Annotated in this window: 20 protein-coding genes; 14 read left to right on the top strand and 6 right to left on the bottom strand. The window is 71.5% G+C overall.

The features are described from left to right. The 3 genes from sepH to ACW9TB_RS15660 form a co-directional block, all read right to left on the bottom strand. Nucleotides 1-1,632 (bottom strand): septation protein SepH (sepH, locus tag ACW9TB_RS15670; RefSeq protein ID WP_472748746.1); only part of this gene is annotated, 1,632 nt, incomplete at its 3' end. A gap of 577 nt (nt 1,633-2,209) precedes the next feature. Further along, nucleotides 2,210-3,532, bottom strand: a complete 1,323-nt coding sequence (locus ACW9TB_RS15665) for a D-arabinono-1,4-lactone oxidase (RefSeq protein ID WP_472748745.1) — start codon at nt 3,530-3,532, stop codon at nt 2,210-2,212. Between the two features lie 118 nt (nt 3,533-3,650). Continuing rightward, the gene (locus ACW9TB_RS15660) at nt 3,651-4,847 is read right to left on the bottom strand and encodes an MFS transporter (protein WP_472748744.1); all 1,197 of its coding nucleotides are present in this window, start codon (nt 4,845-4,847) and stop codon (nt 3,651-3,653) included. A 125-nt stretch (nt 4,848-4,972) separates the two neighbouring features. Here ACW9TB_RS15660 and ACW9TB_RS15655 point away from each other — a divergent pair, with 125 nt between their 5' ends. Continuing rightward, nucleotides 4,973-6,250 carry a lytic transglycosylase domain-containing protein gene (locus ACW9TB_RS15655; RefSeq protein WP_472748743.1) on the top strand — a complete coding sequence of 426 codons (1,278 nt, stop codon included), beginning with the start codon at nt 4,973-4,975 and terminating at the stop codon, nt 6,248-6,250. Between the two features lie 80 nt (nt 6,251-6,330). On the opposite strand, the gene ACW9TB_RS15650 is transcribed toward ACW9TB_RS15655, so the two are convergent. Beyond that, a complete protein-coding gene (locus tag ACW9TB_RS15650; protein WP_472748742.1) occupies nt 6,331-7,302 on the bottom strand; it encodes a ferrochelatase in 972 nt (323 codons plus the stop codon). A 93-nt stretch (nt 7,303-7,395) separates the two neighbouring features. On the opposite strand from ACW9TB_RS15650, the gene ACW9TB_RS15645 reads away from it, so the two are divergent. Further along, nucleotides 7,396-9,417 (top strand): S9 family peptidase, encoded by a 2,022-nt coding sequence (locus tag ACW9TB_RS15645; protein ID WP_472748741.1) that lies wholly within the window; start codon nt 7,396-7,398, stop codon nt 9,415-9,417. Between the two features lie 160 nt (nt 9,418-9,577). Beyond that, complete coding sequence (locus tag ACW9TB_RS15640) at nt 9,578-10,372, top strand: inositol monophosphatase family protein (RefSeq protein ID WP_472748740.1); 795 nt, start codon at nt 9,578-9,580, stop codon at nt 10,370-10,372. 95 nt (nt 10,373-10,467) lie between these two features. Here the strand turns inward: ACW9TB_RS15640 and ACW9TB_RS15635 are convergent, their stop codons facing one another. Next, complete coding sequence (locus ACW9TB_RS15635) at nt 10,468-10,650, bottom strand: hypothetical protein (RefSeq protein WP_472748739.1); 183 nt, start codon at nt 10,648-10,650, stop codon at nt 10,468-10,470. A 205-nt stretch (nt 10,651-10,855) separates the two neighbouring features. Here ACW9TB_RS15635 and ACW9TB_RS15630 point away from each other — a divergent pair, with 205 nt between their 5' ends. The 5 genes from ACW9TB_RS15630 to ACW9TB_RS15610 all read left to right on the top strand — a co-directional run bounded on the left by ACW9TB_RS15630 (nt 10,856) and on the right by ACW9TB_RS15610 (nt 16,206). Then, nucleotides 10,856-11,509 carry a response regulator transcription factor gene (locus ACW9TB_RS15630; protein ID WP_329084012.1) on the top strand — a complete coding sequence of 218 codons (654 nt, stop codon included), beginning with the start codon at nt 10,856-10,858 and terminating at the stop codon, nt 11,507-11,509. Continuing rightward, complete coding sequence (locus ACW9TB_RS15625) at nt 11,506-12,915, top strand: sensor histidine kinase (RefSeq protein WP_472748738.1); 1,410 nt, start codon at nt 11,506-11,508, stop codon at nt 12,913-12,915. The genes ACW9TB_RS15630 and ACW9TB_RS15625 overlap by 4 nt, the downstream gene beginning before the upstream one ends. Nucleotides 12,916-13,187: 272 nt before the next feature. After that, nucleotides 13,188-13,487: a DUF4193 domain-containing protein gene (locus ACW9TB_RS15620; RefSeq protein WP_030914836.1), complete on the top strand. Its 300-nt coding sequence runs from the start codon at nt 13,188-13,190 to the stop codon at nt 13,485-13,487. Nucleotides 13,488-13,568: 81 nt separating this feature from the next. Continuing rightward, the gene (locus ACW9TB_RS15615; RefSeq protein WP_472748737.1) at nt 13,569-14,648 is read left to right on the top strand and encodes a hypothetical protein; all 1,080 of its coding nucleotides are present in this window, start codon (nt 13,569-13,571) and stop codon (nt 14,646-14,648) included. 55 nt (nt 14,649-14,703) lie between these two features. Beyond that, entirely contained in the window at nt 14,704-16,206 is a 1,503-nt protein-coding gene (locus ACW9TB_RS15610) for a trehalose-6-phosphate synthase (protein ID WP_472748736.1), read from the top strand. Nucleotides 16,207-16,362: 156 nt separating this feature from the next. Here the strand turns inward: ACW9TB_RS15610 and ACW9TB_RS15605 are convergent, their stop codons facing one another. After that, nucleotides 16,363-16,659, bottom strand: coding sequence for a DUF4235 domain-containing protein (locus ACW9TB_RS15605; RefSeq protein WP_472748735.1), 297 nt, complete (start codon nt 16,657-16,659; stop codon nt 16,363-16,365). 82 nt (nt 16,660-16,741) lie between these two features. On the opposite strand from ACW9TB_RS15605, the gene valS reads away from it, so the two are divergent. The 6 genes from valS to ACW9TB_RS15575 all read left to right on the top strand — a co-directional run bounded on the left by valS (nt 16,742) and on the right by ACW9TB_RS15575 (nt 23,179). Next, nucleotides 16,742-19,300 carry a valine--tRNA ligase gene (gene valS / locus ACW9TB_RS15600; RefSeq protein ID WP_472748734.1) on the top strand — a complete coding sequence of 853 codons (2,559 nt, stop codon included), beginning with the start codon at nt 16,742-16,744 and terminating at the stop codon, nt 19,298-19,300. A 417-nt stretch (nt 19,301-19,717) separates the two neighbouring features. Beyond that, nucleotides 19,718-20,938, top strand: coding sequence for an AI-2E family transporter (locus ACW9TB_RS15595; protein WP_472748733.1), 1,221 nt, complete (start codon nt 19,718-19,720; stop codon nt 20,936-20,938). An 11-nt stretch (nt 20,939-20,949) separates the two neighbouring features. Next, nucleotides 20,950-21,504, top strand: coding sequence for a PaaI family thioesterase (locus tag ACW9TB_RS15590; protein WP_472748732.1), 555 nt, complete (start codon nt 20,950-20,952; stop codon nt 21,502-21,504). Then, complete coding sequence (gene dut / locus ACW9TB_RS15585; protein WP_472748731.1) at nt 21,501-21,944, top strand: dUTP diphosphatase; 444 nt, start codon at nt 21,501-21,503, stop codon at nt 21,942-21,944. Before ACW9TB_RS15590 ends, dut begins: the two co-directional genes overlap by 4 nt. 118 nt (nt 21,945-22,062) lie before the next feature. Next, a complete protein-coding gene (locus tag ACW9TB_RS15580; RefSeq protein WP_472748730.1) occupies nt 22,063-22,737 on the top strand; it encodes a DUF3710 domain-containing protein in 675 nt (224 codons plus the stop codon). A 49-nt stretch (nt 22,738-22,786) separates the two neighbouring features. Next, the gene (locus ACW9TB_RS15575; protein ID WP_472748729.1) at nt 22,787-23,179 is read left to right on the top strand and encodes an OB-fold nucleic acid binding domain-containing protein; all 393 of its coding nucleotides are present in this window, start codon (nt 22,787-22,789) and stop codon (nt 23,177-23,179) included. Nucleotides 23,180-23,200: the final 21 nt, after the last annotated feature.

The following is a 23,200-nucleotide window of genomic DNA, read 5'->3' as shown; positions in this document are numbered from 1 at the left end:
CCGCTCGTCCACGCTGACGCGCGCCGCCGGTACAGCTATCGAACCCTCCTGGGCCGCTCCGGTCTCCGGCGCGGGTTCGGAGGCGGGGGTCTCCTTCGCCGCGACGGGCTTCTCCGCTGCCGAGGAAGCCTGCTCGGTGGCCTTTCCGGCCTCGGGGGACCGCTGGTCGGCGGGATCGGGCAGGACGGCGGCCGGAGCCACCGTGACCGGCTCCGGCGCGGTCGCGGCGGGGGGCGGCGAGGGCTCCGTGCTTTCGGCGACGGCCTTCACCGCCTCCGGGACCTTCTCCACCTCCGGCGCCCTGACGACGACGGGCTCGGTGACCGCTTTCTCAGGGGGAGCGGCCGGTTCCCGCGGAAGGAGCTCCTCCCGCGCGACGGCGGTTTCCCGCGCCATGGACTCCCGCGCCACGGACTCCCGCGCGGCGGGTGCCGGTTCCGGCGCGGTCACCGCGGGCGGCTCGGCGGCCGTCGCGGCGGGCTGGGAGGTGACGGCGGGCCGCGGTGCGGGCTCGGGTCGCGGCGCGACGGGCGCCGGGGAGGGAGGCGCCTCGTACGCGGCCGGTGTGACCGGTTCGTACGCGGCCGGTTCGTACGTGACGGGCTCGTGCGCCGCCGGGGTGACCGGCTCGTACGGAGGTGGGTACGGAGCGAGGGGCTCGGGCAGCACGGGCTCGGGAGGCCCGACCCGCGTGCCGGGGCCCTGGGCCACGGGGGCGGCGGGCTCCGGGGCCCTTTCCTGCTGGTATCCGGCGGGGTCGGGGGCGCGCAGCGGCGGCACCGACACCCTCGGCGCCTCGTATCCGGCCGGGAGCGGGGGCATGGGCGGCTGCTGGTAGGCGGCCGGGGACGCCGAGGGCGCGGGGGGCGCCGGGGGCGAGGCGGTCTCGGCCTGCGCGTAGGCGGGCCGGGGCTGGGCCGGGGTCTCGTGCCGCAGGACCGAGGGGAAGGCGACCGGCGGCTGGTTCAGCGGCTCGGGTGCCAGCGGCGGCACCGGCGCGAGCTTGGCCACGCGCGGCACGAACGGGGTGACCGTGGTGTCCTCGAACGGCTCGACGTCCTCGCCGCTGGACAGCCGCAGGGCCTCGTCGTCGTGGGGTGTGATGTGGCGCCGTCGCGGGTCGAAGAGCCACTCGGCGTTGCGCGTGTGACCGTTCCACACGAACCCGAGTTTGATGCGCCACAGGTTGTCGTCCCGCTTGGCGGAGTCCCACTCGATCTCGTCGGCGGGGACGCCACGGCGGGTCAGCCGCTCGGCGACCAGGTCGCCGAGGGTGGGACCGGGAGCGGAGTCGCCCGGCAGGCGTACGGCGCAGCGCTGCGCCTGCTGTGCCATGTACTCACGTTCCTGGAGCACGGGGCCCTCGAACCACCGCACGCGCTCGACCGGGATTCCCGCCGTGTTGGCGATCTCCTCCGCGGTCTCGCCGGCACGGATCCGGGCCTGGATCTCCTTGGGGCGCAACGGACTCTCCACTTCGATCTCGTACTGGCCGAGACGGGAGAAGTTGCCGCGGACGGCAGCACGGAGCCGGTCGTCGACGGGCAGCGTGAACCGGGTACCCCGGCCGGCTGTCGCCAGCACGAGATAGGTCCCGTCCTCACTCACCGCGACGAGTCGGAGCTCCTGCATGCGAGTCCCTTCGTCGTCGTGCTCAATCTTCCCCCGGACCCTTGAGTCTCTCGCGTGTGCCGGTTGCCTGCCAGCACCGTACCCGGCATGTCCGAACATCGCCTTCCTGGATGGGGCTCGCAGCGATGTGACGCCGGTCACATTTGCTCCATTCATCTAATTACAGGGCACCGGGCTGGAGCAGCAACTTCGGGGTCCTCAAGGGATTCTCACGGATAACTCCGGGAACCGCTGCGGACTTCCACCAAGAACCGGGAGATGGCGGTGAGGCCGGTCCGCCGGTCCGGGGAGGGTGTGCCGCGGTCGCGGCGTTGTGCGGGGGCCGGTCGTCGCGGTCCGTGACGACGGGACGCGGCGGCGGCTGGCATGGACGGCGGGAGAAGGTCATCTCCAGCGGACTCCCTCGGGGTCGAGCGGCGCGGGCGTTTGCGAATCTGCCCCCCGTACGCGCCCGGGGAACGACGGGACACGCGGACGCGTCACTCTTCGAGCGAGCCTTTGCGCCACCCTTTACCGAAAGCTGGTGAGAAGCGGCCGATTCGGGGGAACGGGGCCGTGCGGCCGGAGGTGCCCCCCCTCAGCCCAGGACGGTGTCGAGATGGTCGTTGGCGAAGGCGCGCCCCGGGTCGAGAGCATCCCGTACCGCCAGGAAGTCCCTGAAACGGGGATAGACCCCCGCCAGGTAGGACGCGTCGCGGGTGTGCAGCTTGCCCCAGTGCGGCCGCCCGCCGAGCCCCGTCATGATCTCCTCGACGCCCTCGAAGTAGGCGGGGTTCGGGGTCGGCCGGTAGACGTGGCAGGCGACATAGGCCGACTCCCTGCCGTGGGCGGTGGACAGCCAGGCGTCCGAGGCCGGGGTGACCCGCACCTCGACCGGGAAGCTGATCTTCCAGCCTCGCCGTCCCAGCAGGTCGCGGACCTCGCACAGGGCCTGGCCGAGGTGCTCGCGCGGGATGGCGTACTCCATCTCCAGGAAGCGCACCTCCCGCACGCTCGTCAGGATCCGGTACGAGGCGTCGGTGCTGGCCGAGGCCGACAGCGTCGCGGCCGAGAGCGCGTTGAGCCGGGGGATGGCGCCCGGGTAGCGCCCGCCGACGCCGCACAGCGCGCCGAACAGGGTGTTCTCCATGAAGCGGTTGTCGAACCAGTGTCTCAGCGCGCCCGCGGGCCGGGGCGGTCCCGGGCTGCGGTTGTTGCGCTTGGTCAGGCAGGCGTCGGTGTGCGGCATCCAGAAGAAGTCGAGGTGCTCGTTGCCGGTGACGAGCGTGTCGAGGGTGCCGAGGATCGTGGTCAGTCTCATCGGCTCGCGCACGCTGTGCAGCAGGAAGGCGGGCTCCACCCGGAAGGTCACCGCGGTCACCACGCCGAGCGCGCCCAGGCTCACCCTGGCGGCGTCGAACAGGTCCCGCTCGGCCACCCCGCGGATCTCTCCCCCGCCGTCGCCGCGGACCGTGACGATCTCGCCGTCGGCGAGCACCATCTCCAGCGCCAGCACCTGGTCGGCCAGCCCGCCGACGTCCCTGCCGGTGCCGTGGGTGCCGGTCTGGATCGCCCCGGCCAAGGTCTGCGCGTCGATGTCGCCCATGTTGGCCAGCGCCAGGCCCATCCGGTGCAGCTCCCGGTTGAGCGCGCCGACCGTCGTCCCGGCCCCGGCCGTCACCCAGCCGTCTCCGGTCTCGCGGATCCCGGTCAGCGCGCCGGGCCGCAGCATGAGGCCGTCGGTCAGCGCCACCGGGGTGAACGAGTGGCCGGTGCCGGTCATGCGGATCCGGCGGCCCGCCGCGACGGCGTCCCGTACGGCCAGGGAGACCTCCTCGGCGCAGGAGGGCGCGCGGACCTCGGCGGGGGTGACGGACTGGTTCCCGGCCCAGTTGCGGAAGGTGCGGAAGGTCTCGCCCATGGTCACTCCTGCCCCGCGGGCGGCGCCCGGCCGTCCGGGGCGCCAGCACCCCGCCCACGGTCAGGCGGGCCGCCGCCGGTTCATGTTCGCGCGCTTCGCCAGCGAATATGAACGATACTCACGATTGCTGCCGGGCAACAGGGGTCCGCAGCCAGGCGGAGCCGCCGACGCCGATCGCCACGGCCAGCAGGGCGCAGGCGAAGGAGAACCCGTAGGCGTTGGAGGCGCCGAACGTGTCGGTGAGCCTGCCCCCCGCCCACGCGCCGATCGCCACGCCGAACCCGACCGAGGTCGAGATCCACGCCATGCCCTCGGTGAGCAGACCGGCCGGGACCAGCCGCTCGGTCAGGCTGTAGCCGGTGATGACGGTCGGGGAGATGGCCAGCCCGGCCAGGAACAGCGCGCCCGCCATCACCCTGATGTCGCCGATGAGCATGATCGGGATCATGCCCGCCGCGAACACCGCGAGCGAGCGGACGAACCTGCTGCTCAGCGGGATGCTCCACTGCCGCGCGCCGTACCAGAGCCCGGAGACCAGGCTCCCACCGGCGAACGAGGCGAGCAGCAGCCCGGCCGCGGCCTCGGCGCCCCGCTCCTCGGCGAACGCGACCGTGATCAGGTCGACCGAGCCGAACACCGCTCCCATCGCCAGGAAGGCGCACGACATCAGGGCGACGCCGGGGATGGTGATCGGGGTGCCCGAGCCGCTCTCCCTGGGGCGCGGGGGCGGCTCCGTGCCGCGCTGCAGCGCGAAGGCGACGGTGCCCACGACCGTGCAGGCCAGAGCCACGATCAGGCCCGCGTACGGGTTGACCGCGGTGGCCAGCGCGGTGACCAGCGCCGGGCCCGCGACGAAGATGACCTCGTCGGCGACCGACTCGAAGGAGAACGCCGTGTGCAGCCTCCCCGACCCGGCCAGCAGGTGTGACCAGCGGGCCCGCACGAGCGAGCCGAGCGAGAGCGCGGTCGCGCCGACCACGACGCCGGTGGCGAAGAGCGTCCAGCGGGGGGCGCCGTACTCGGCGCAGAGCATCAGGCCGGTCAGCGTGGCGCCGTGCGCCAGGGTGAGCGGGATGACTATCCTGGCCTGGCCGAACCTGTCCACCAGGCGTCCCGACAGCGGGGCCGCGACGGCGAAGGAGACGCTGACGGTGGCCGCGACCGCGCCCGCCGTCGCGTAGGAGCCGGTGAGTTCTTTGACGAGCACCACGATGCCGATGCCGAGCATCGACATGGGCATCCGCCCGAAGAACCCCGCGATGACGAAACCCTTGACGCCGGGCGTGCTGAAGAGCTCTCGATACGGCCCGACCACCGGTAATCCCCTTGCTGATCCGCGCGCGTGGAACATGCCGACGATTTCGCACAGAACCGCCGATCGGCAAGTGATTTTCCAGGCAACGGCTCATGGAGCGGTCCGTTGGAGCTAACGTGAGCGCGGTGTCACGTCTTCCCGGGTTGCGGCTGTTCGTCCCAGTGGTGGTCGCCCTGACCGCCCTCCTCGCCCTCGGCGGCGTCGCGCTCGCGGTGATCAACGCCGGTCGCCCCGCCGCTCCGGCGGCCTCCGGCGGGAGCGCCGTCGTGGAGTCCCGCGTCCGGGACCTGTCGGCGATCGCGCCGGTGGCGAGCCCTCCCGCGATCCCGGACCCCGGCGTCGTGACCGGGGAGGACCCGGACCCGTCGGCCTCCCTGGGGCCGACCCCCGAGCCGGGGGCGACGGGCGCCTTAGGGCTCACCCCCACCCCGCCCCGGCTGCTGGTCATCTCGCCCTCGACGCTGACCGAGCAGACCAAGGAGGACATCTCCCGGCTCAAGTACGTCCAGAAGATCGACTCCTTCGACGGCGGGGCGGTCAAGGTGTCCGGGGTCGGGCTCAACCTCATCGCGGTCGACCCCGGCCGCTTCCGCGCGTGGGCCCCCAGGGCCGTCGCCGACCAGCAGGGGATCTGGGACGCCCTCGACAGGGGGGAGTTCGTCGCCGACAACGCGGCGGCGCGCCGCCTCGGGCTGGTCCTCGGCTCGGAGTACCAGGTGGACGGCGGCCCCCGGCTGCGGGCCGCGGCCTCCGCCGCGTTCGGCCTGCCCGGCGTGGACGGCATCGTGGGCGAGGAGACCGGCCGCAGGCTGGGCCTGCTGCCGGGCGTGGCGCTGCTCGTGCACAGCCCCGAGAAGGCCGCCGGTGTCCTCAGGACCCGGGTGGGCAGGCTGCTGAGCCCCGGCTCCCAGGTGGTCGCCGTCGGCGGTCCCCGTACGGCGAAACCCACCCTGAGACCCACCGCGAAGGCCACCGCCGCCGGGACGACGGGAGCCGGCCGGGTACGGCGGGTCACGGTCGGCAGGCCCGGCAGCTATCTGGAGCTCTACCGCAAGGCGGCCGAGGTCTGCCCGGGGCTCTCCTGGACGGTCCTGGCCGCGATCGGCCAGGTGGAGAGCTCGCACGGGCGCAACAACGGCCCCTCCTCCGCGGGCGCGCAGGGACCGATGCAGTTCATGCCCGCCACCTGGCGGGCCTACGGCGTGGACGGCGACGGCGACGGCATCGCCGACATCTGGAACCCGTACGACGCGGTCCCCGGCGCGGCCAACTACCTGTGCGCCAACGGGGCGGGCCGGGGCGGCAAGAAGCTGGAGAAGGCCATCTGGTTCTACAACCACTCCTGGTCGTACGTCGCCAAGGTCATGGGCATCTCCCGGGGCTACGCCGCCGCCTACCCCTGAGACACGCGCGGAGACCCCCGAGGCCACCGGCGGGCTCCGTGGTCACCCGTGGCTCGGGACCGTCACCCGATCACCCGTGGTTACCCGTGGCGGCGGGGCGGGGCCGGGCAGCAGGTGGCCGCGCACGCGGCGGGCTCCGGCTCGGCGAGCAGCTCCCCGACCATCGAGACGAACCGCGGGTGGGTCCCGGCCGTGGCGGCCCTGACCAGCGGCAGGCCGATCTTCCTCGCCGTCTCCGCGGCCTCCACGTCGAGGTCGTAGACGACCTCCATGTGGTCGGAGACGAAGCCGATCGGCACCAGCACCACCGCCGGGGCGTCGACCTCCAGCAGGTGGTCGCAGACGTCGGGTTCCAGCCACGGGATGTGGGGGGCGCCGCTCCGGCTCTGCCAGACCAGGTCCCACGCCCTGCCGCCGTCGCCGCCGCCCACCTCGGCCGTGACCAGCGCCGCCGCCCTGCGCAGCTGCGCCTCGTACGCGCCGCCGCCTGGCCCGGCCGTCGCGGCCATCGAGACCGGGATGCTGTGCGCGGTGAAGATCAGCCGCGCGGAGTCCCGGAGCCCGGCGGGCAGCCGGTCCAGGGCCTCACGGGTGTGGTCGGCCATCGCCGCGACGAACCCGGGGTGGTCGAAGTAGTGCCGGAGCTTGACGACCTCCGGGGCGCCCTCGACCGCGGCCCTGGCGAGCGCGATGTCGTCGATGTACTGGCGGCAGGCCGAGTACGAGCTGTACGCGGCGGTGACGAAGGCCGCGGCCCTGCGTACGCCGTCCGAGGCCATCCGGCGGAGCGTGTCCTCCAGGTAGGGGTGCCAGTTGCGGTTGCCCCAGTAAACCGGGAGGCCGACGGTCGGTTCCACGGCCGCGATCAGGTCGCGGCACTGCTGGTTGATCGGGCTGGCCCCGCCGAAGCGCTGGTAGTGCGCCTCGACCTCCAGCAGCCGCTCGCGCGGGATCCCCCTGCCCCGGACCACGTTCTCCAGGAACGGCATCACGTCGTCAGGTTTCTCCGGGCCCCCGAACGAGACGACGAGAAGTGCGTCGTAATTCCCCATGGCATTTATCAAACCGCATGCCGGGGTGTCCTCTCGCATGGTCACCTTGAGGAGTTCGTTATCAACAAGGTTTGTGGATGCATGTTCGGATGCATGTTCGGAGACGATCGCCGGGGTAAGTTCGAAACCGTGACCCCATTTAACGACATCCGCGATTATGTCGGCGTGCCGCGGGTGGCATCCCTGCGGCTATCCCCCGATGGAGCGCGCCTGGTCAGCGTGGTGCAGGCGCTTAATCCCGACGGAAGATCCTATGGGACCTCCCTGTGGGAGATCCCTCTCGACGGCCGCCGGCCGTACCGGCTGACCAGATCCGTCAAGGGCGAGGCCGGGGCCGATTTCACGCAAGACGGCGACCTGCTCTTCGGCTCGCGCCGCCCCGACCCGACCGTCAAGGAGGCGGAGGAGGAGGTTCCCGCGCTCTGGCTGCTGCCCGCGGCGGGAGGCGAGGCCCGGCAGATCGCCTCCAGACCGGGAGGCATCACCGGATTCGTGACCGGCGGCAGGACCGTGGTCTTCTGCTCCGACGTGCTCCCCGGGGACGAGGCGGGCGAGGCCGAGCGGCGCAAGACACGCAAGGACGCGGGGATCAGCGCGATCCTGCACGAGAGTTACCCCGTCCGCTACTGGGATCACGACCTCGGTCCCGGAGAGCCCCGGCTGTTCGCGGGCACCCTCGGCGACGGCGAGCGGCTGACCGAGGTCAGGGACCTCACCCCGCAGCCGGGCAAGGCGCTGTCGAGCCACAGCGCGTGCGACGTGACGCCGGACGGCTCCACGGTCGTGACCACCTGGGGCGTGTCGATGCCGCAGGGCGAGCTCCGCTTCGAGCTGGTCGCCATCGACACGGCCGACGGCGGCGCCCGGCGGGTCCTGGCCGCCGCCGACGACCACGACTTCGACGGGCCGGTCAGGATCTCCCCCGACGGGCGCCTGGTCGCGTGCGTCAGGAACAACCACGCCGACATCGACCGGATCCCCGAGAGCACCCTGTGGATCGTCGACCTGGCCACCGGAGAGGGCCACCCGGCGGGCGGCGCGCTCTGGCCGTCCGACATCGTCTGGGCGCCCGACTCCCGCTCGCTGTTCGTGGTCGCCGACGACCACGGCCGCCGCCCGGTCTTCCGGGTCCCGGCCGACGGGGCGGCGCCGGAGCGGCTCACCCTCGACGACGCCGCGTACGGCTCGCTCAACGTCGCGCCCGACGGCGCCGTCTACGCGCTGCGCAGCGCCGTGGACGCGCCCGCGGCCCCGGTCAGGGTGGCGCCGGACGGCGCCGTCGAGAGGCTCGTCTCTCCCGTTCCCGATCTTGAGCTGCCCGGCACGCTCACCGAGGTCACCGTGACCGCCGACGACGGCGCGGAGATCAGGGCCTGGCTGGCGCTGCCCGAGGGAGCCTCCGCGGAGAACCCCGCCCCGCTCCTGCTGTGGATCCACGGCGGCCCGCTGTCCAGCTGGAACGACTGGTCCTGGCGCTGGAACCCGTGGATCATGGCCCAGCACGGTTACGCCGTGCTGCTGCCCGACCCGTGCCTGTCCACCGGCTACGGGCCCGACATGATCCGGCGCGGCTGGGCCGACTGGGGCCCGCGTACCCACGCCGACCTGATGGCGATCACCGACGCGGCCCTGGAGCTCCCCGAGGTCGACCCCACCAGGACCGCCGCGATGGGCGGCTCGTTCGGCGGCTACATGGCCAACTGGGTCGCCGGGCACACCGGCAGGTTCAGGGCGATCGTCACCCACGCCTCGCTGTGGAACCTCGACCAGTTCGCCGGGACCACCGACGCGTCCATGTACTGGCAGCGCGAGTTCGGCTCCCCGGGCACCGGCCTGTACGCCAAGCTCTCCCCGCACCTGTCGCTGGAGAACATCTCCACCCCGATGCTGGTCGTCCACGGCGACAAGGACTACCGGGTCCCCATCGGGGAGGCGCTGCGCCTGTGGTGGGACCTGCAGCGCTCGGAGGTGGAGTCGAAGTTCCTCTACTTCCCCGACGAGAACCACTGGGTGCTCAAGCCGGGCAACGCGGTCGTCTGGTACGAGACCGTGCTGGCCTTCCTCGACCAGCACGTCCTCGGGCGGGAGTGGAAGCGCCCGGAGTCGCTGTCGTGAGCCCGGCGCGGCGAGCGGTGTTCGCCGTGGGCCGGGAGCGGCGGGAAAGGACCCGGGGTCCGGCGGGACGGGCGGGGATTGCCGCACGCCCGGCCGGGCACGGGAGAGGGCGGGCGCCGTCGCGGGCCCGCCGGAACGAGCGAGGAGTGGTGAGGGGATCGTGGACAGCGCCGTGACCTTCGGGCGGCTGGCGGAGGAGATCGCCAGGGAGGCCGGTGAGATGCTGCTGGCCAAGCGGCCGGCCAGGCCGGAGGTGCTGGTCACCAAGTCCAGCCCCACCGACGTGGTGACCGCCCTCGACCGGGCCTCGGAGGAGCTCATCCGAGACAGGATCAAGGCGGTCAGGCCCGACGACGCGATCCTCGGCGAGGAGGGCGGGCCCACCGGAGAGGGCAGGGTCCGCTGGATCGTCGACCCGATCGACGGGACGGTCAACTTCCTGTACGGGGTGCCCGAGTGGGCGGTCAGCATCGCGGTCGAGGTGGACGGCGAGGTGATCGCGGGAGTGGTCAACGTCGTGCCCCGCGGCGAGGTGTTCACCGCCGTCAGGGGCGGGGGAGCGTGGCTGGCAGGGGAGCGGCTGACCTGCAACACCGGCGTACCGCTGGAGCGGGCACTGATCGCCACCGGTTTCGGCTACGAGAGCGGGCGGCGCGCGGTGCAGGCGGAGGTGCTCCGCCACGTGCTGCCGCGCGTGCGCGACATCCGCAGGGGCGGTTCGGCGGCCTCCGACCTGTGCGCGGTGGCGGCGGGGCGGGTGGACGGCTACTACGAGCGCGGCCCTCACTACTGGGACTACGGGGCCGGTGGCCTCGTCGCCTCGGAGGCCGGGGCGAGGGTCGGCGGGCTGGAGGGCAGGCCGGCCAATCCCGGCCTCATCCTGTGCGCGGCCCCCGGCCTGTTCGAGGAGCTGCACGACCTGCTGCTCCCGCTCGACCCGGAACGCGACGCCTGATCCGCGTCCCCGGGTGTCCCCGGGTGTCCCCGGGTGAGGGGACGGGCCAGGGCGTGAAAAAGCCCCCCGGCGGTCGGCCGGGGGGCTCCTTCCCATCAGCGCCGAACGGAGACGCCGTTGTCTGTGGCTAGACGATGGAGATCCTCGATCTCGGCGGTGAAGGTGTCGGCGAGGTAGTCGTCGCCGGAGGACCTGGCCTCCTGCAAGTTCCGGTATGCCTGGTCGAGGCGGTGTTCGATTGTGGCGGTGAACTCGCCCATCATCACCTTCTTTCTCACGGGCTCATGGGGACGGAAGATACCGCGACAGAGACTGGAACCGGCTGTACCCAGGGTGAACCGGGCACTAAACCTGTGTGTTTCCGACATCACACGGAGTGCCCGCTCTAGTGAGGGCCTTACCGTGTGCTTACAGGTGGTGAGGGGACAATGGGGAGCCGTCCCAGCGGCTGCTCTGGGAATGTGACGGGAGGTGCCATAGGCCGTGCGAGTGCTTGTGGTTGAGGATGAGCGGGTGCTCGCCGACGCGATCGCGACCGGGCTCCGGCGCGAGGCGATGGCCGTGGACGTGGCCTACGACGGCGCGGGGGCGCTGGAGCGGACGGGGTACATCGACTACGACGTGATCGTCCTGGACCGGGACCTGCCCAAGGTCCACGGTGACGAGGTCTGCCGCCGCCTGGTGGCCTCCCGTACCGCGTCCAGGATCCTCATGCTGACCGCGTCCGGCGACGTCGACGACAAGGTGGAGGGGCTGGGGCTGGGCGCCGACGACTACCTGGCCAAGCCCTTCGTGTTCATCGAGCTGGTGGCGCGGGTGCGGGCGCTCGGCCGTCGTTCCGCCCCGGCGCTGCCGCCGGTGCTGGAGCGCTCGGGGGTCCGCCTGGACCCGGGCAAGCGGCTGGTGACCAGGGACGGCGGGGAGATCGCGCTCACCAAGAAGGAGTTCGCGGTCCTGGAGGAGCTGATGCGCGCCGAGGGCGCGGTCGTCAGCCAGGAGGACCTGCTGGACAAGGCCTGGGACGAGAACATCGACCCGTTCACCAACGTGGTGCGCGTCACCATGATGACGCTGAGGAAGAAACTGGGCGAGCCTCAGGTGATCGAGACCGTGCCAGGGGTCGGGTACAAGTTGTGAGCGCTCCGGCAGGCGGGGGAGAGGAACGCCCGACGTTCGTCCCGGTGGGCGAGAGCCGCGAGTCCGTGCCGACCCACCCGATGATCAGTCCGCACTCCGAGCGGGGCGTCTGGAAGAGCGAGCGGCTGGAGTCAGGGCCCCCCGAGAGGGAGGGGAAGCCGGGTGAGCGGCCCCCGCCGCCGACCGGCCCGCCCGCGTGGGACGGGCCGCCCCCGGTGGGCGCCGCCCCGGTCCCGCGGGCCCCGCTGGACCGGCTGCGGTCGATCATGGACAGGCTCAGCATCCGGTGGCGGCTGACCATCACCTACGCCGTGCTGTTCTTCATGGCCGGTGCCCTGCTGATGGCCGTGATCTACCTGATGGTGGGCTGGGCGCTCTACGCGGCCTGGCCGCCCTTCCCGTACGACGAGCTGAGGGAGCTCGTGGGGCCGGAGGCGGCGGCGATCTTCAAGCAGCAGTGGTTCTGGCAGCAGCACACCGCGATCTCCGGGGCGCAGCGGGAACTGCTGGCCCGCGCGCTGCTGGCCCTGCTGGGGGTCGGCATCCTGGCCGTCATCATCGGCTACATCGTCGCCGACCGGGCGCTCAAGCCCATCCAGCAGATGACCGCCACGGCCCGCAAGCTGTCGGGCACCACGCTCGCCCACGAGCGGATCGACCTCAAGGGGCCCGACGACGAGCTGAAGGAGCTGGCCGACACCTTCGACGCGATGCTCACCAGGCTCAATGTGGCCTTCGACACACAACGAAGATTCGTGGCCAACGCCTCGCACGAGCTCCGCACCCCCCTGACGATCAACCGGACGGTCCTGGAGATCGCCCTGGGCGACCCGGAGGCGTCGGGTGACCTGAAGGCGCTGGGCCGCACGCTCCTGGAGGTCAACGCCCGCAACGAGCGCCTGATCGAGGGCCTGTTGCTGCTGGCCCGCAGCGAGCGCGAGCTGAGCGTGCGCAAGCCGGTGGACATGAAGGACGTGGCCGAGACCGTCGTCGACCAGCTCGCCGCGCGGGCCGAGGAGGCCGGGGTCACCGTGATCCCCGAGCTTCGCGGGGCCGAGACCGTCGGCGATCCGGTGCTCCTTGAGCGGTGTGTGGCCAACCTGGTCGAGAACGCTATAAAACACAATCTCTCCGATTCGGGACGTCTGTGGGTCAGGACGGGAATGGTGGAGGGTGCGTTGGTTGTTCAGGTGGCCAACACGGGGCCGCATGTGCCCGCGTACGAGGTGAACAGCCTTTTCGAGCCGTTTCGGCGGCTCAACGCCGACCGGGTCGACTCGGACAAGGGGGCGGGGCTCGGGCTGTCCATCGTCCGCGCGGTCGTGCGCGCCCACGGGGGCAATGTGACCGCCATACCCAGGGACGGAGGAGGTCTGGTGGTCACCGTGCGACTTCAGTCACGTTGATCCGGCGGGGGGCGTCTCGTTCACGCCGTACATGTGGTTGGATGTGCCGTCGAACACGGTGGTGCATGCCGCCGATGCTGTGGTTTACGCCATATTTGGCTAACCGTGGCCATTGGCAGTACGTCCCTCACGTGTAGGGAGGTTCAGTGACCATTCCGGCGGGGTACCGAAGCAGGAATCTCTCTGGCGGATCGGGCACAAGTCGTGCCTCTCGAACGTTACACACGCGCGAGTTAGCGCAGACAGATAGATGAGGGGGATGGAGCAGACCGATGGCTACCGATTACGACAGCCCACGCAAGACCGACGACGACCTCAGCGAGGACAGTCTTCAGGAACTGCAGGCCCGCCGTACCGACAAGTCCTCGGGCAGCATCGACATCGACGAGACGGATCTCGCCGAGTCGCTCGAACTGCCGGGCGCGGACCTGTCCAATGAGGAGCTCTCGCTCCGGGTGATTCCTCGTCAGGCCGACGAGTTCACCTGCGCGCGCTGCTTCCTGGTGCACCACCGCAGTCAACTCGCCGTTGAGAAGAACGGCCAGCAGATCTGTCGGGAATGCGCGGCTTGAGATGATTCCGATGGCCTGTCCGAGGTGTGCTCTTCCAAGTATGGGTAGGGCCTCAGGACAGCCTTGAGGAGGTTCCGAGACATGACGTCAGAGAACAGGCAGACCGGTGCCGCGCCGGACGACTCCACGGCCGAGGAGTCGGACGGCGCGCCTGATCACAAACCTGATCACCAAGTGGCCTCGGACGACGGTTCCGACCACAAGGTGACCGCGGACGGCACCCCCGACCGTAAGGTGACCGCGGACGGTGCTCCCGATCACAAGGCGACCGCGGACACCGGATCTGATCACGAAACAGCCTCGGACGGCGGTCCCGATCACAAGGCGACCGCGGACACCGGGTCTGATCACGGAACGGCCGTGGACGGCACCCCCGACCGTAAGGTCGCCGCTCCCGGTCACGAGGTGGCTCCGGACGGCGACTCCGACCGGGAAACGGCTGAGATCGTCGGCAGGCTCACCGAGCCGGGCGACATGGACGGGGCCGAGCGGCGACGGCTGCTCGGCCGTCTCACGGCATCACTGGCGCGAGGGGCCAAGCGGGCCAAGGCGTCGGGAGAGGGCCGGGGCCGCTGGCTGACCGACGTGTTCATGGCCGTGGCGCCCCGCATCCCCATCCGCGACCTGCAGACCCTCTCCGAGCACCACCACGGCCTCACCTCCGAGGCGCTCGCCGACGACCTGGTACGCGCCGCGACCAAGGGGACCATGACCGTCGGGGCCATCGGCGGAGCCGTCGCCGCCGCCGAGTTCGCCGCGCCTCCCCTCCTGCTCTCCGCCCCCGCCCAGCTGGTGGCCGAGACCCTCGTCGTGGCCGCGATCGAGGTCAAGCTCATCGCCGAGCTCCACGAGGTGTACGGCATCCAGGTGCCGGGCACCGGCTCCCAGCGGGCGATGGCCTTCGCGATGGCCTGGTCCAAGCAGCGCGGCGTCGACCCCATGGCCCCCGGCACGATGACCGTCGCCCTGGGCACCGCGGCCAAGACCGCCCTGCGCAACAGGCTGATGCGCACCCTCGGGCGCCACCTCACCACCTTCGGCCCGTTCCTCACGGGCGCCGTGGCCGGAGGGTTCCTCAACCGCGCCGCCACCAAGAAGCTCGGCGAGGTCGTACGGGCCGATCTGAGGGTCCACCGCGCCCTTCCACCTGGGAAGTCATAGAAACCTCTCGAACGGGTAGTTAATTCAGTAAGCCCCCGACTACCTGGAGGAATTTGTGCTGGGCCGCAGCGCATTTGTGATCGTCGCCAACCGTCTCCCCGTCGACCGAGTCGGGGAGGACATGTGGCGGCGTAGCCCCGGCGGCCTCGTCACCGCGATCGCCCCCGTCCTGCAGCGCAGGGAGGGGGCCTGGGTCGGCTGGCACGGCGCCCCGGAGGAGAACCTGGACCCCTTCGAACACGACGGGATGCAGCTCGTCCCCGTCCCGCTGTCGGAGTCCGAGGTCGAGCTCTACTACGAGGGCTTCTCCAACGCCACCCTCTGGCCGCTCTACCATGACGTGGTCGCCGCTCCCATCTACTCCCGGGTCGCCTGGGAGGCCTACCGCACCGTCAACGAGCGCTTCGCCGAGGCCGCCGCGGAGGAGGCCGCGGAGAACGCCGTCGTGTGGATCCAGGACTACCAGCTCCAGCTGGTCCCGGCCATGCTGCGCAAGCTCCGCCCCGACCTGCGCATCGGCTTCTTCCTGCACATCCCCTTCCCGCCGGTCGAGCTGTTCTCCCAGCTGCCGTGGCGGCGCGAGATCGTCGAGGGCCTGCTCGGCGCGGACATGGTGGGGTTCCAGCGCCCCGGCGGCGCGTCCAACTTCATCCGGCTCTGCCGCCGCCTGCTCGGCCTCCAGCACCACAAGCACGAGATCTACGTGGGGGACCGGGTGGTGCGCGCCGGGGCGTTCCCCATCTCCGTCGACTTCGGCGAGCTCGACTCCCTGGTCAGGGAGCCGCACATCATCTCCAGGGCCAGGGAGATCCGCGCGGAGCTGGGTGATCCCGAGTGCGTGCTGCTCGGCGTCGACCGGCTCGACTACACCAAGGGCATCGGCCAGCGGCTGAAGGCGTTCGGCGAGCTGCTCTCCGAGGGGGCGATCAAGCCGGGCGAGGCGGCGTTCGTGCAGATCGCCACGCCGAGCAGGGAACGCGTCGAGGAGTACATGCGGCTGCGCGACTCGATCGAGCTCCAGGTCGGCCGGATCAACGGCGAGCGGGGGGAGCTCGGCCAGCAACCCGTGCAGTACATGCACCAGTCGTACGGCAGGGACGAGCTCGCCGCGCTCTATCTCGCGGCGGACGTGATGGTGGTGACGCCGCTGCGCGACGGGATGAACCTGGTCGCCAAGGAGTACATCGCCTGCCGCAACGACCTGCGCGGCGCGCTGGTGCTCAGCGAGTTCGCCGGGGCCGCCGACGAGCTGCGCCAGGCGTTCATGGTCAACCCCTACGACGTCGACGGCCTCAAGCGGGCGATGCTGACCGCGATGCGGGCCACCCCGCACGACCTGTCACGCCGGATGCGGTCGCTGCGCCGCAGGGTGTCCACCTACGACGTGGACCGCTGGGCCAAGGAGTTTCTCAACTCACTGGAGTCCTCGGGTTCCTCGGGCGCCCATGGTGCCTCGGGCGCCTCGGGTTCTCCGGAGTCCCCGGGTTCTTTGGAGTCCCCGGCTTCCCCGGGGCCCTCAGGTGCCCCGGAGTCCCCGGGTTCCCCAGAGTCCTCCTGACACCGATGCCCCGGACCGCCCCGGTGCCCCCGGTGCCGCCCGCCGGGGCGGTCCGGGGGAGTCCGGCCCCCACGTCACCCGTACGACCGGGATCGCCCGTGAGCGCCGGGGCACCGCGGACGAGCCCGGTGGCGGGGCTAGGTGGTTCTAGGTGGCTCAGGTGGTGACGTCCCTGGCCGCGTCCTTCACGGCCTTCCACGCGTTGTAGCGCTTTCTGGCGGTGCGGGCGACCACGATCTGCGTCACCTGCATGCCGACCCCCATCACCACGGCGTAGCCGATCGCCTCGCCGAGGCTGATCTCCAGGGACTCGTTGTCGACGGGCGGCTTCCTGCCGGTGGTCTTCTCCCAGGCGAAGCCGATGGCCTTCTTCGCCCCCCACGCGGTGGCGAGGCCCAGGAGGCCGCCGATGGCCTTCCACGCCATGTCCTGTTTCTCGTTCTTGTCGGCCATGTGGTCCTCCCGTTCGCGGTTCGCCCCAAGAACACTAGTCTCCCCGAGCGTCGCATCGCGTGAAGCCATACCATAGGGAGGCATGACACAACAGCGACCGCGCCCTGCGCCCATGCCCGAGAAACCGACTCTCGATGGCCTGGAAGCCGTATGGTCGGGCCGCTGGGAGACCGAGGGGACCTACCGTTTCGACAGGTCGCGCACGCGCGAGGAGATCTACTCGATCGACACCCCGCCACCGACCGTCTCCGGTTCCCTCCACGTCGGCCACGTCTTCTCCTACACCCACACCGACACCGTCGCCCGCTTCCAGCGCATGCGCGGGCGCGAGGTCTTCTACCCCATGGGCTGGGACGACAACGGCCTGCCCACCGAGCGCCGGGTGCAGAACCACTTCGGCGTGCGCTGCGACCCCTCCATCGCCCACGACCCCTCGTTCGAGCCCCCGGCCAGGCCCGACCCCAAGCGGCAGATCCCGATCTCGCGCGGAAACTTCATCGAGCTGTGCGAGCGGCTCACCGTCGAGGACGAGAAGGCGTTCGAGGAGCTCTGGCGCCGCCTGGGCCTGTCGGTCGACTGGTCGCTGACGTACGCCACCATCGGCGACGCCGCGCGGGCCGCCTCCCAGCGCGCCTTCCTGCGCAACCTGGCCAGGGGGGAGGCGTACGTCGCGCAGGCGCCCACCCTGTGGGACGTCACCTTCCGCACCGCCGTCGCCCAGGCCGAGCTGGAGGACCGCGAGTGGCCCGGCGCCTTCCACCGGCTGGGCTTCAGCCTGTCGGAGGAGCAGCGGGCCAGGGGGTTCGGCGACCGGGTCTGGATCGAGACGACCCGCCCCGAGCTGCTGCCCGCCTGCGTCGCGCTCGTCGCCCACCCGGACGACGAACGCTACCGGCCGCTGTTCGGCACCACGGTCAGGACGCCGCTGTTCGGCGTCGAGGTGCCGGTGCTCGCCCACCACCTGGCCGAGCCGGACAAGGGCTCGGGCATCGCGATGATCTGCACCTTCGGCGACGTCACCGACGTCGTCTGGTGGCGCGAGCTCGACCTGCCCACCCGCGCCGTCATCGGCTGGGACGGCAGGCTGCTGCCGGACGCCCCCGGGGACGTGCCCCGGGAGCCGTACGCGGAGCTGGCGGGCAGGACCGTGCACGGCGCCCGCGAGCGGATCGTGGAGCTGCTGCGCGCGTCGGGCGACATGGAGGGTGAGCCCCGGCCCGTGAGGCGCGCGGTGAAGTTCTACGAGAAGGGCGACCGGCCCCTGGAGATCGTCACCACCCGCCAGTGGTACATCCGCAACGGCGGGCGCGATCTGGCCCTGCGCGACGCGCTCCTGACGCGCGGCGCGGAGCTGTCCTGGCACCCGCCGCACATGCGGGTCCGCTACGACAGCTGGGTGCAGGGCCTGGCGGGCGACTGGCTGATCTCCCGGCAGCGGTTCTTCGGCGTGCCCATCCCGGTGTGGTACCCCCTGGACGGCGAGGGCGAGCCCGACCGCTCCGCGCCGATCGCGCCGCCGGAGTCCGCGCTGCCGATCGACCCGTCCGCCGACGTCCCGCCCGGCTACACCGAGGACCAGCGCGGCAAGGCGTTCGGTTTCATCGCAGACCCGGACGTCATGGACACCTGGGCCACCTCCTCGCTGACGCCGCAGATCGCCGGGGGCTGGGAGCGCGACCAGGACCTGTTCGAGCGGGTCTACCCGATGAACCTGCGCCCGCAGGCCCACGAGATCATCCGTACCTGGCTGTTCTCCACCGTGGTCCGCGCCCACCTGGAGGGGGGCACCCTGCCCTGGAGCGACGTCGCGATCTCCGGGTGGATCCTCGACCCCGACCGCAAGAAGATGTCCAAGTCCCAGGGCAACGTGGTCACCCCGCTCGGCCTGCTGGAGCAGTACGGCTCCGACGCGGTCCGCTACTGGGCGGCCAACGGCCGTCCCGGCACCGACACGGCGTTCGACACCGGCCAGATCAAGGTCGGCCGCCGTCTGGCCATCAAGATCCTGAACGCCTCCAGGTTCGTCCTGGGCCTGGGCGAGGGGGGCGGGGAGGTCACCGAGCCGATCGACCTGTCGATGCTGGCCCGGCTGTCGGAGGTGGTCCACGAGGCCACCGAGGCGTTCGAGGGCTACGACTACACCCGCGCGCTGGAGCGGACCGAGCGGTTCTTCTGGGAGTTCTGCGACGACTACCTGGAGCTGGTCAAGGCCAGGGCCTACGACGACGCCAGCAGTACGGGGGAGGCGAGCGCGGCGGCGCGTTCGGCGCACGCGGCGCTGCGCGAGGCGCTCGACGTCATGCTCCGGCTGTTCGCCCCCTTCCTGCCCTTCGTCACCGAGGAGGTCTGGTCCTGGTGGCGTGAGGGCTCGGTGCACCGGGCCGCCTGGCCCGAGGCGCGCGAGCGCGGGGGCGACCCCGAGCTGCTGCCCGTGGTGGCCGCCGTCCTCGGCCGGGTCCGCAAGGCCAAGTCCGACGCCCGCCTCTCCATGCGCGCCGAGGTCTCCCGGCTGACCGTCACCGGCGCGCGGGCCGCCCTGGTGCGCCGGGCGCAGGACGACCTGTGCGGCGCGGGCGTCATCGACGAGTTCGTGCTCCACGAGGGCGAGGGGGATCTGCTCGTGGAGGTCGCCCTCACCTGACGCCCCTCCGGGCGCGCACGCGAATCTGTCCTTCCCGTCGGGGAATCCTGCCGTACGGTCAAGACAGCAATACAGAAGGTGAGAGGAGGACAGGCATGCCGCCAGGATGTGGCAACTGCAGCTGCTACCTCGAAGACAGGGTGATCTCCCGCCCGCCGGACGAGCGCTGATCTCGGCCGGGTGAGCGCCGGTCCGTGACCGGGCGGGCGGCCGTCACTCCCGTCGGGGCGAGCGCCCACCCCGACGGGTGGGCGCCCCCCGGCCGGGCCGGTGTCCGCCTCCACGGGGTGGGTGCCGGCCCCTGACGCACACCGGTTGGCCCGGTCACCCGGCCGGGCCGCCGCTTTTCGCGTCCCGGCCGTGTGTCCCGGCGACAACCCCCGCGCATTTCCCTGCGCGGCGTGACAGTCTGAACACGTGATCTCCGATCGGGAACGCCTGACCAGCCTGGTGCCTCGTACGTTGCTGCGCATCGCGATGTGGAGCCTCTGCCTGATCATCATCGGCTGGGCGGTCTTCTACTTCGCCCAGTTCATCGCGACGCTGCGCATCGTGGTGCTGCCGGTGGCCGTCGCGCTGCTGCTGACCGCGCTGCTGTTCCCGCTCACCCGGCGGTTCGGCAAGATGGGCATGCGGCCCATCTACGCCACCTGGCTCACGATGATCATCGCGCTCACCGTGCTCGGCGGCACCGGCTGGATCATCGGGGTGCGCGCCAACGACGAGTTCCCCGGCCTCGTCGACCAGGTGCGCGAGACGGCCAAGACCGTGGAGAACTGGCTCTACACCGGCCCCCTGCACCTGCAGCCGACCCAGATCACCAGCTGGGTCGACGAGATCGGCAAGCAGATCACCACCCAGCGCAACCAGATCACCCAGACGGTCCTCACCGGCGCCACGGTGGCGCTGGAGGTGCTGGCCTCCATCGTGTTGCTGCTGTTCGTGACGTTCTTCCTGCTCAAGGACGGCGACCGGATCTGGTCGTGGTTCCTGAAGGGCTTCGGCGGGGTCGCGCCCCGTGTCGACCGGGCCGGCCGGGCCGCCTGGGTGACGCTCTCGCACTACGTGCAGGGCACGGTCGCGGTGGCCGCGGTGCACGGCGTGATCATGGGCATCGTGCTCGCGGGGATGGGCGTGCCGCTCTGGGCGCCGCTCGCGGTGATGATCTTCCTGGCCAGCTTCATCCCCATCGTCGGCATCTTCTTCGCCGGTGCCGTGGCCACCCTGGTCACCCTCGGCGCCAAGGGCCCGATCTACGCGCTGATCTTCCTCGGCATCCTGCTGGTGGAGCAGCAGCTGGAGAACCACGTGCTCCAGCCGCTGATCGTCGGCAGGGTGCTGCACTTCCACCCGCTGGCGATCATCCTGGTGCTGGCGGTGGGCGGCATCCTGGCGGGCATCGCCGGGGCCGCCGTGGCGGTGCCGGTGGCCGCGGTGATCTACCGTGCGCTGCCGGAGCTCAGGGGTGACACCCATCGGGCCCTGCCACCGGCCCCACCGCATCCCCCCGACCCGGGCGGGCCCGATCCCGGCGAGCCTCGCGACCCCGCTGCTCCGGACACCGGCCCCGGCGAGCCCGGACCGGCCGGTGCGGCGGGAAAGCCGGTGAATGAGGAATCACCGCAGCCCAGGGGGTAACGTTCTGCCCCGTGACCCGTTCCGCCCTGACCGACCCCCCGCCGGACGCGACCCGGCCGAGCCCGCTCCCCGGCGCGCCCGCCCCCGGCACCCCGCTCGGCCCCCACTACAGCGGCTGCTTCGGCTGCGGTGACGCCCACCCGAACGGCCTGCGCCTGACCGCCCTCACCCCCGACGGGATCACGGTGGTCGCCGAGTTCACCGTGGAGGAGACCCACCAGGGCGCCCCCGGCCTGGCGCACGGCGGCGTGCTCGCCGCGGCGATGGACGAGGTCATCGGCATGTCCGTGTGGCTCTTCCAGCGCCCCTACGTCACCGCACGGCTGGAGACCGACTATCTCGCGCCGGTCCCGGTCGGCACCGTCCTGCATCTGCGCGCCTGGTGCAACGGCATGTCCGGCAGGAAGGCGTACCTTGAGGCTGAGGGCCGGATCGGTTCCCCGGACGGCCCGGTCGCCGTGCGGGCCGCAGCGCTCTTCATCGAGGTGGGCATGGAGCACTTCGCCAAACACGGCGACATCCAGAAGATCACCGACGAGCACCACGAGTACGAGGTGAACCCGTGACCCACACCGTCGAGGTGTTGATCCACCGGCTCGACGCCGACCTGCCGCCGCCCTCGTACGCCCACCCGGGCGACGCGGGCGCGGATCTGCACGCCGCCGAGGACGTCGAGCTCCTCCCCGGAGAGCGGGCCGTGGTCGGCACCGGGCTGGCGATCGCCCTGCCCGACGGGTACGCCGCGTTCGTCCACCCGCGCTCGGGCCTGGCCGCCCGGCACGGCGTGACGCTCGTCAACGCGCCCGGCACCGTCGACGCGGGATACCGGGGCGAGATCAGGGTGACGCTGATCAACACCGACGCCAAGAGCGCCGTACGGTTGAGCAGGGGGGACCGCATCGCGCAGCTGGTGATCCAGAAGGTGGAGAAGGCGGCGTTCCACGAGGTGGACCGGTTGCCGGGTTCGGCGCGAGGCGCCGGCGGGTTCGGGTCCACCGGCCGCTGACAGGGAGTGACCCCGGCGGTGATCGGGGGCCGGGGCGCGCCTCCGGCCCGCAGGGCCACCCGCCGCAGTGCCCGGCGGGGGGCGAGTGACCAGTGAATCTTCAAGGAGCGTGAGGAAAGTGTTCGGACGCAGCCGTCGTGAGAAGTCCCCGGCCGCCAAGGCCGTGGTGGAAGAGGTCGAGCGGGTCCCGTCGCGGGAGTCGGGGCCGTGGGACGCCGACGAGGCCCATCCCGAGCGGGAGCGGGTCGACCTCGGGGGCATGCGCCTGCCGGTCGACCCCGGCTTCGAGGTGCAGCTCAACCTGGCCGGCGAGCAGATCGTCGGCGCCGTGGTCCTGTTCGAGGGGAGCGCCCTGCAGGTGCACGCCTTCGCGGCGCCCAAGCGGAGCGGGATCTGGGACGAGGTCAGGGCCGAGCTGGCCGAGGGGGTCAAGGGCGCCGGAGGCACCGCCGAGGAGCGGGAGGGCGAGTTCGGCGTCGAGCTGGCCGCCAGGATCCCCGCGGAGGGCGGCGAGCAGCCGGTCCGCTACATCGGGGTGGACGGGCCGCGCTGGTTCCTGCGCGCGGTGATCAGCGGCAAGGCCGCCGAGGACGCCGGGGTCGCCGCGACACTGGAGGGTGTCGTCCGGGACATAGTCGTGGTACGCGGCGACGAGCCGATGGCCCCCAAGGAGGCGATCGAGCTCCGGCTGCCGCCCGAGGCCAGGCAGGCCGCGGAACAGCAGGCCGCCGGAGGCGAGGTGCCCGATCTCAACCCGTTCGACCGGGGACCGGAAATCGCCGAGATTCGCTGACGGGCCGGATCGCGTACGCTGGTTCGACTCGTGTGTGAAGGAGAGGTCCGTGGGTTCTCAGGAGCCGGATAAACAGGGCGGTTTGCGGGGGTTCTTCCGCCGGTTGACCGCCGGTCAGGCCGAACTGGAGGCCGACGAGCTCCAGCAGGACCTCGATCGTCACGGCGCCACACCCATCGTCTCGTGTGGCGCGCGCCGACGCTTCTGTGTGACCGGAACCCTGCGGACGGTGACGCTGCGTCCTCGCGGGGGCGCTCCGGCGCTGGAGGCGGAGCTTTACGATGGTTCCGATGTGATCGACCTGATATGGCTGGGCCGCAGGAAGATCGCGGGCATCGAGCCGGGGCGCCTGGTGCTGGCGGAAGGGCTCGTCAGCGTGCAGGATGGCCGCAAAGTCATGTTCAATCCGAGATACGAGCTGCGCCCTGCGGGCGGTGCGTGAGTGATTGACGATCACGAGACG

It is taken from the genome of Streptosporangium sp. H13245 (assembly GCF_055690525.1).
The sequence above is the reverse complement of the archived record's forward strand: the minus strand, read 5'-3'. Positions and strand labels throughout refer to the sequence as shown.

Excerpts from the sequence above, each read along its gene's own strand:
- ACW9TB_RS15665 (WP_472748745.1), bottom strand. The coding sequence starts at position 3,532 with ATGGGCGAGACCTTCCGCACCTTCCGCAACTGGGCCGGGAACCAGTCC.
- ACW9TB_RS15650 (WP_472748742.1), bottom strand. The coding sequence starts at position 7,302 with ATGGGGAATTACGACGCACTTCTCGTCGTCTCGTTCGGGGGCCCGGAG.
- ACW9TB_RS15645 (WP_472748741.1), top strand. The coding sequence starts at position 7,396 with ATGTTCGGAGACGATCGCCGGGGTAAGTTCGAAACCGTGACCCCATTT.
- ACW9TB_RS15620 (WP_030914836.1), top strand. The coding sequence starts at position 13,188 with ATGGCTACCGATTACGACAGCCCACGCAAGACCGACGACGACCTCAGC.
- ACW9TB_RS15615 (WP_472748737.1), top strand. The coding sequence starts at position 13,569 with ATGACGTCAGAGAACAGGCAGACCGGTGCCGCGCCGGACGACTCCACG.
- ACW9TB_RS15605 (WP_472748735.1), bottom strand. The coding sequence starts at position 16,659 with ATGGCCGACAAGAACGAGAAACAGGACATGGCGTGGAAGGCCATCGGC.
- valS (WP_472748734.1), top strand. The coding sequence starts at position 16,742 with ATGACACAACAGCGACCGCGCCCTGCGCCCATGCCCGAGAAACCGACT.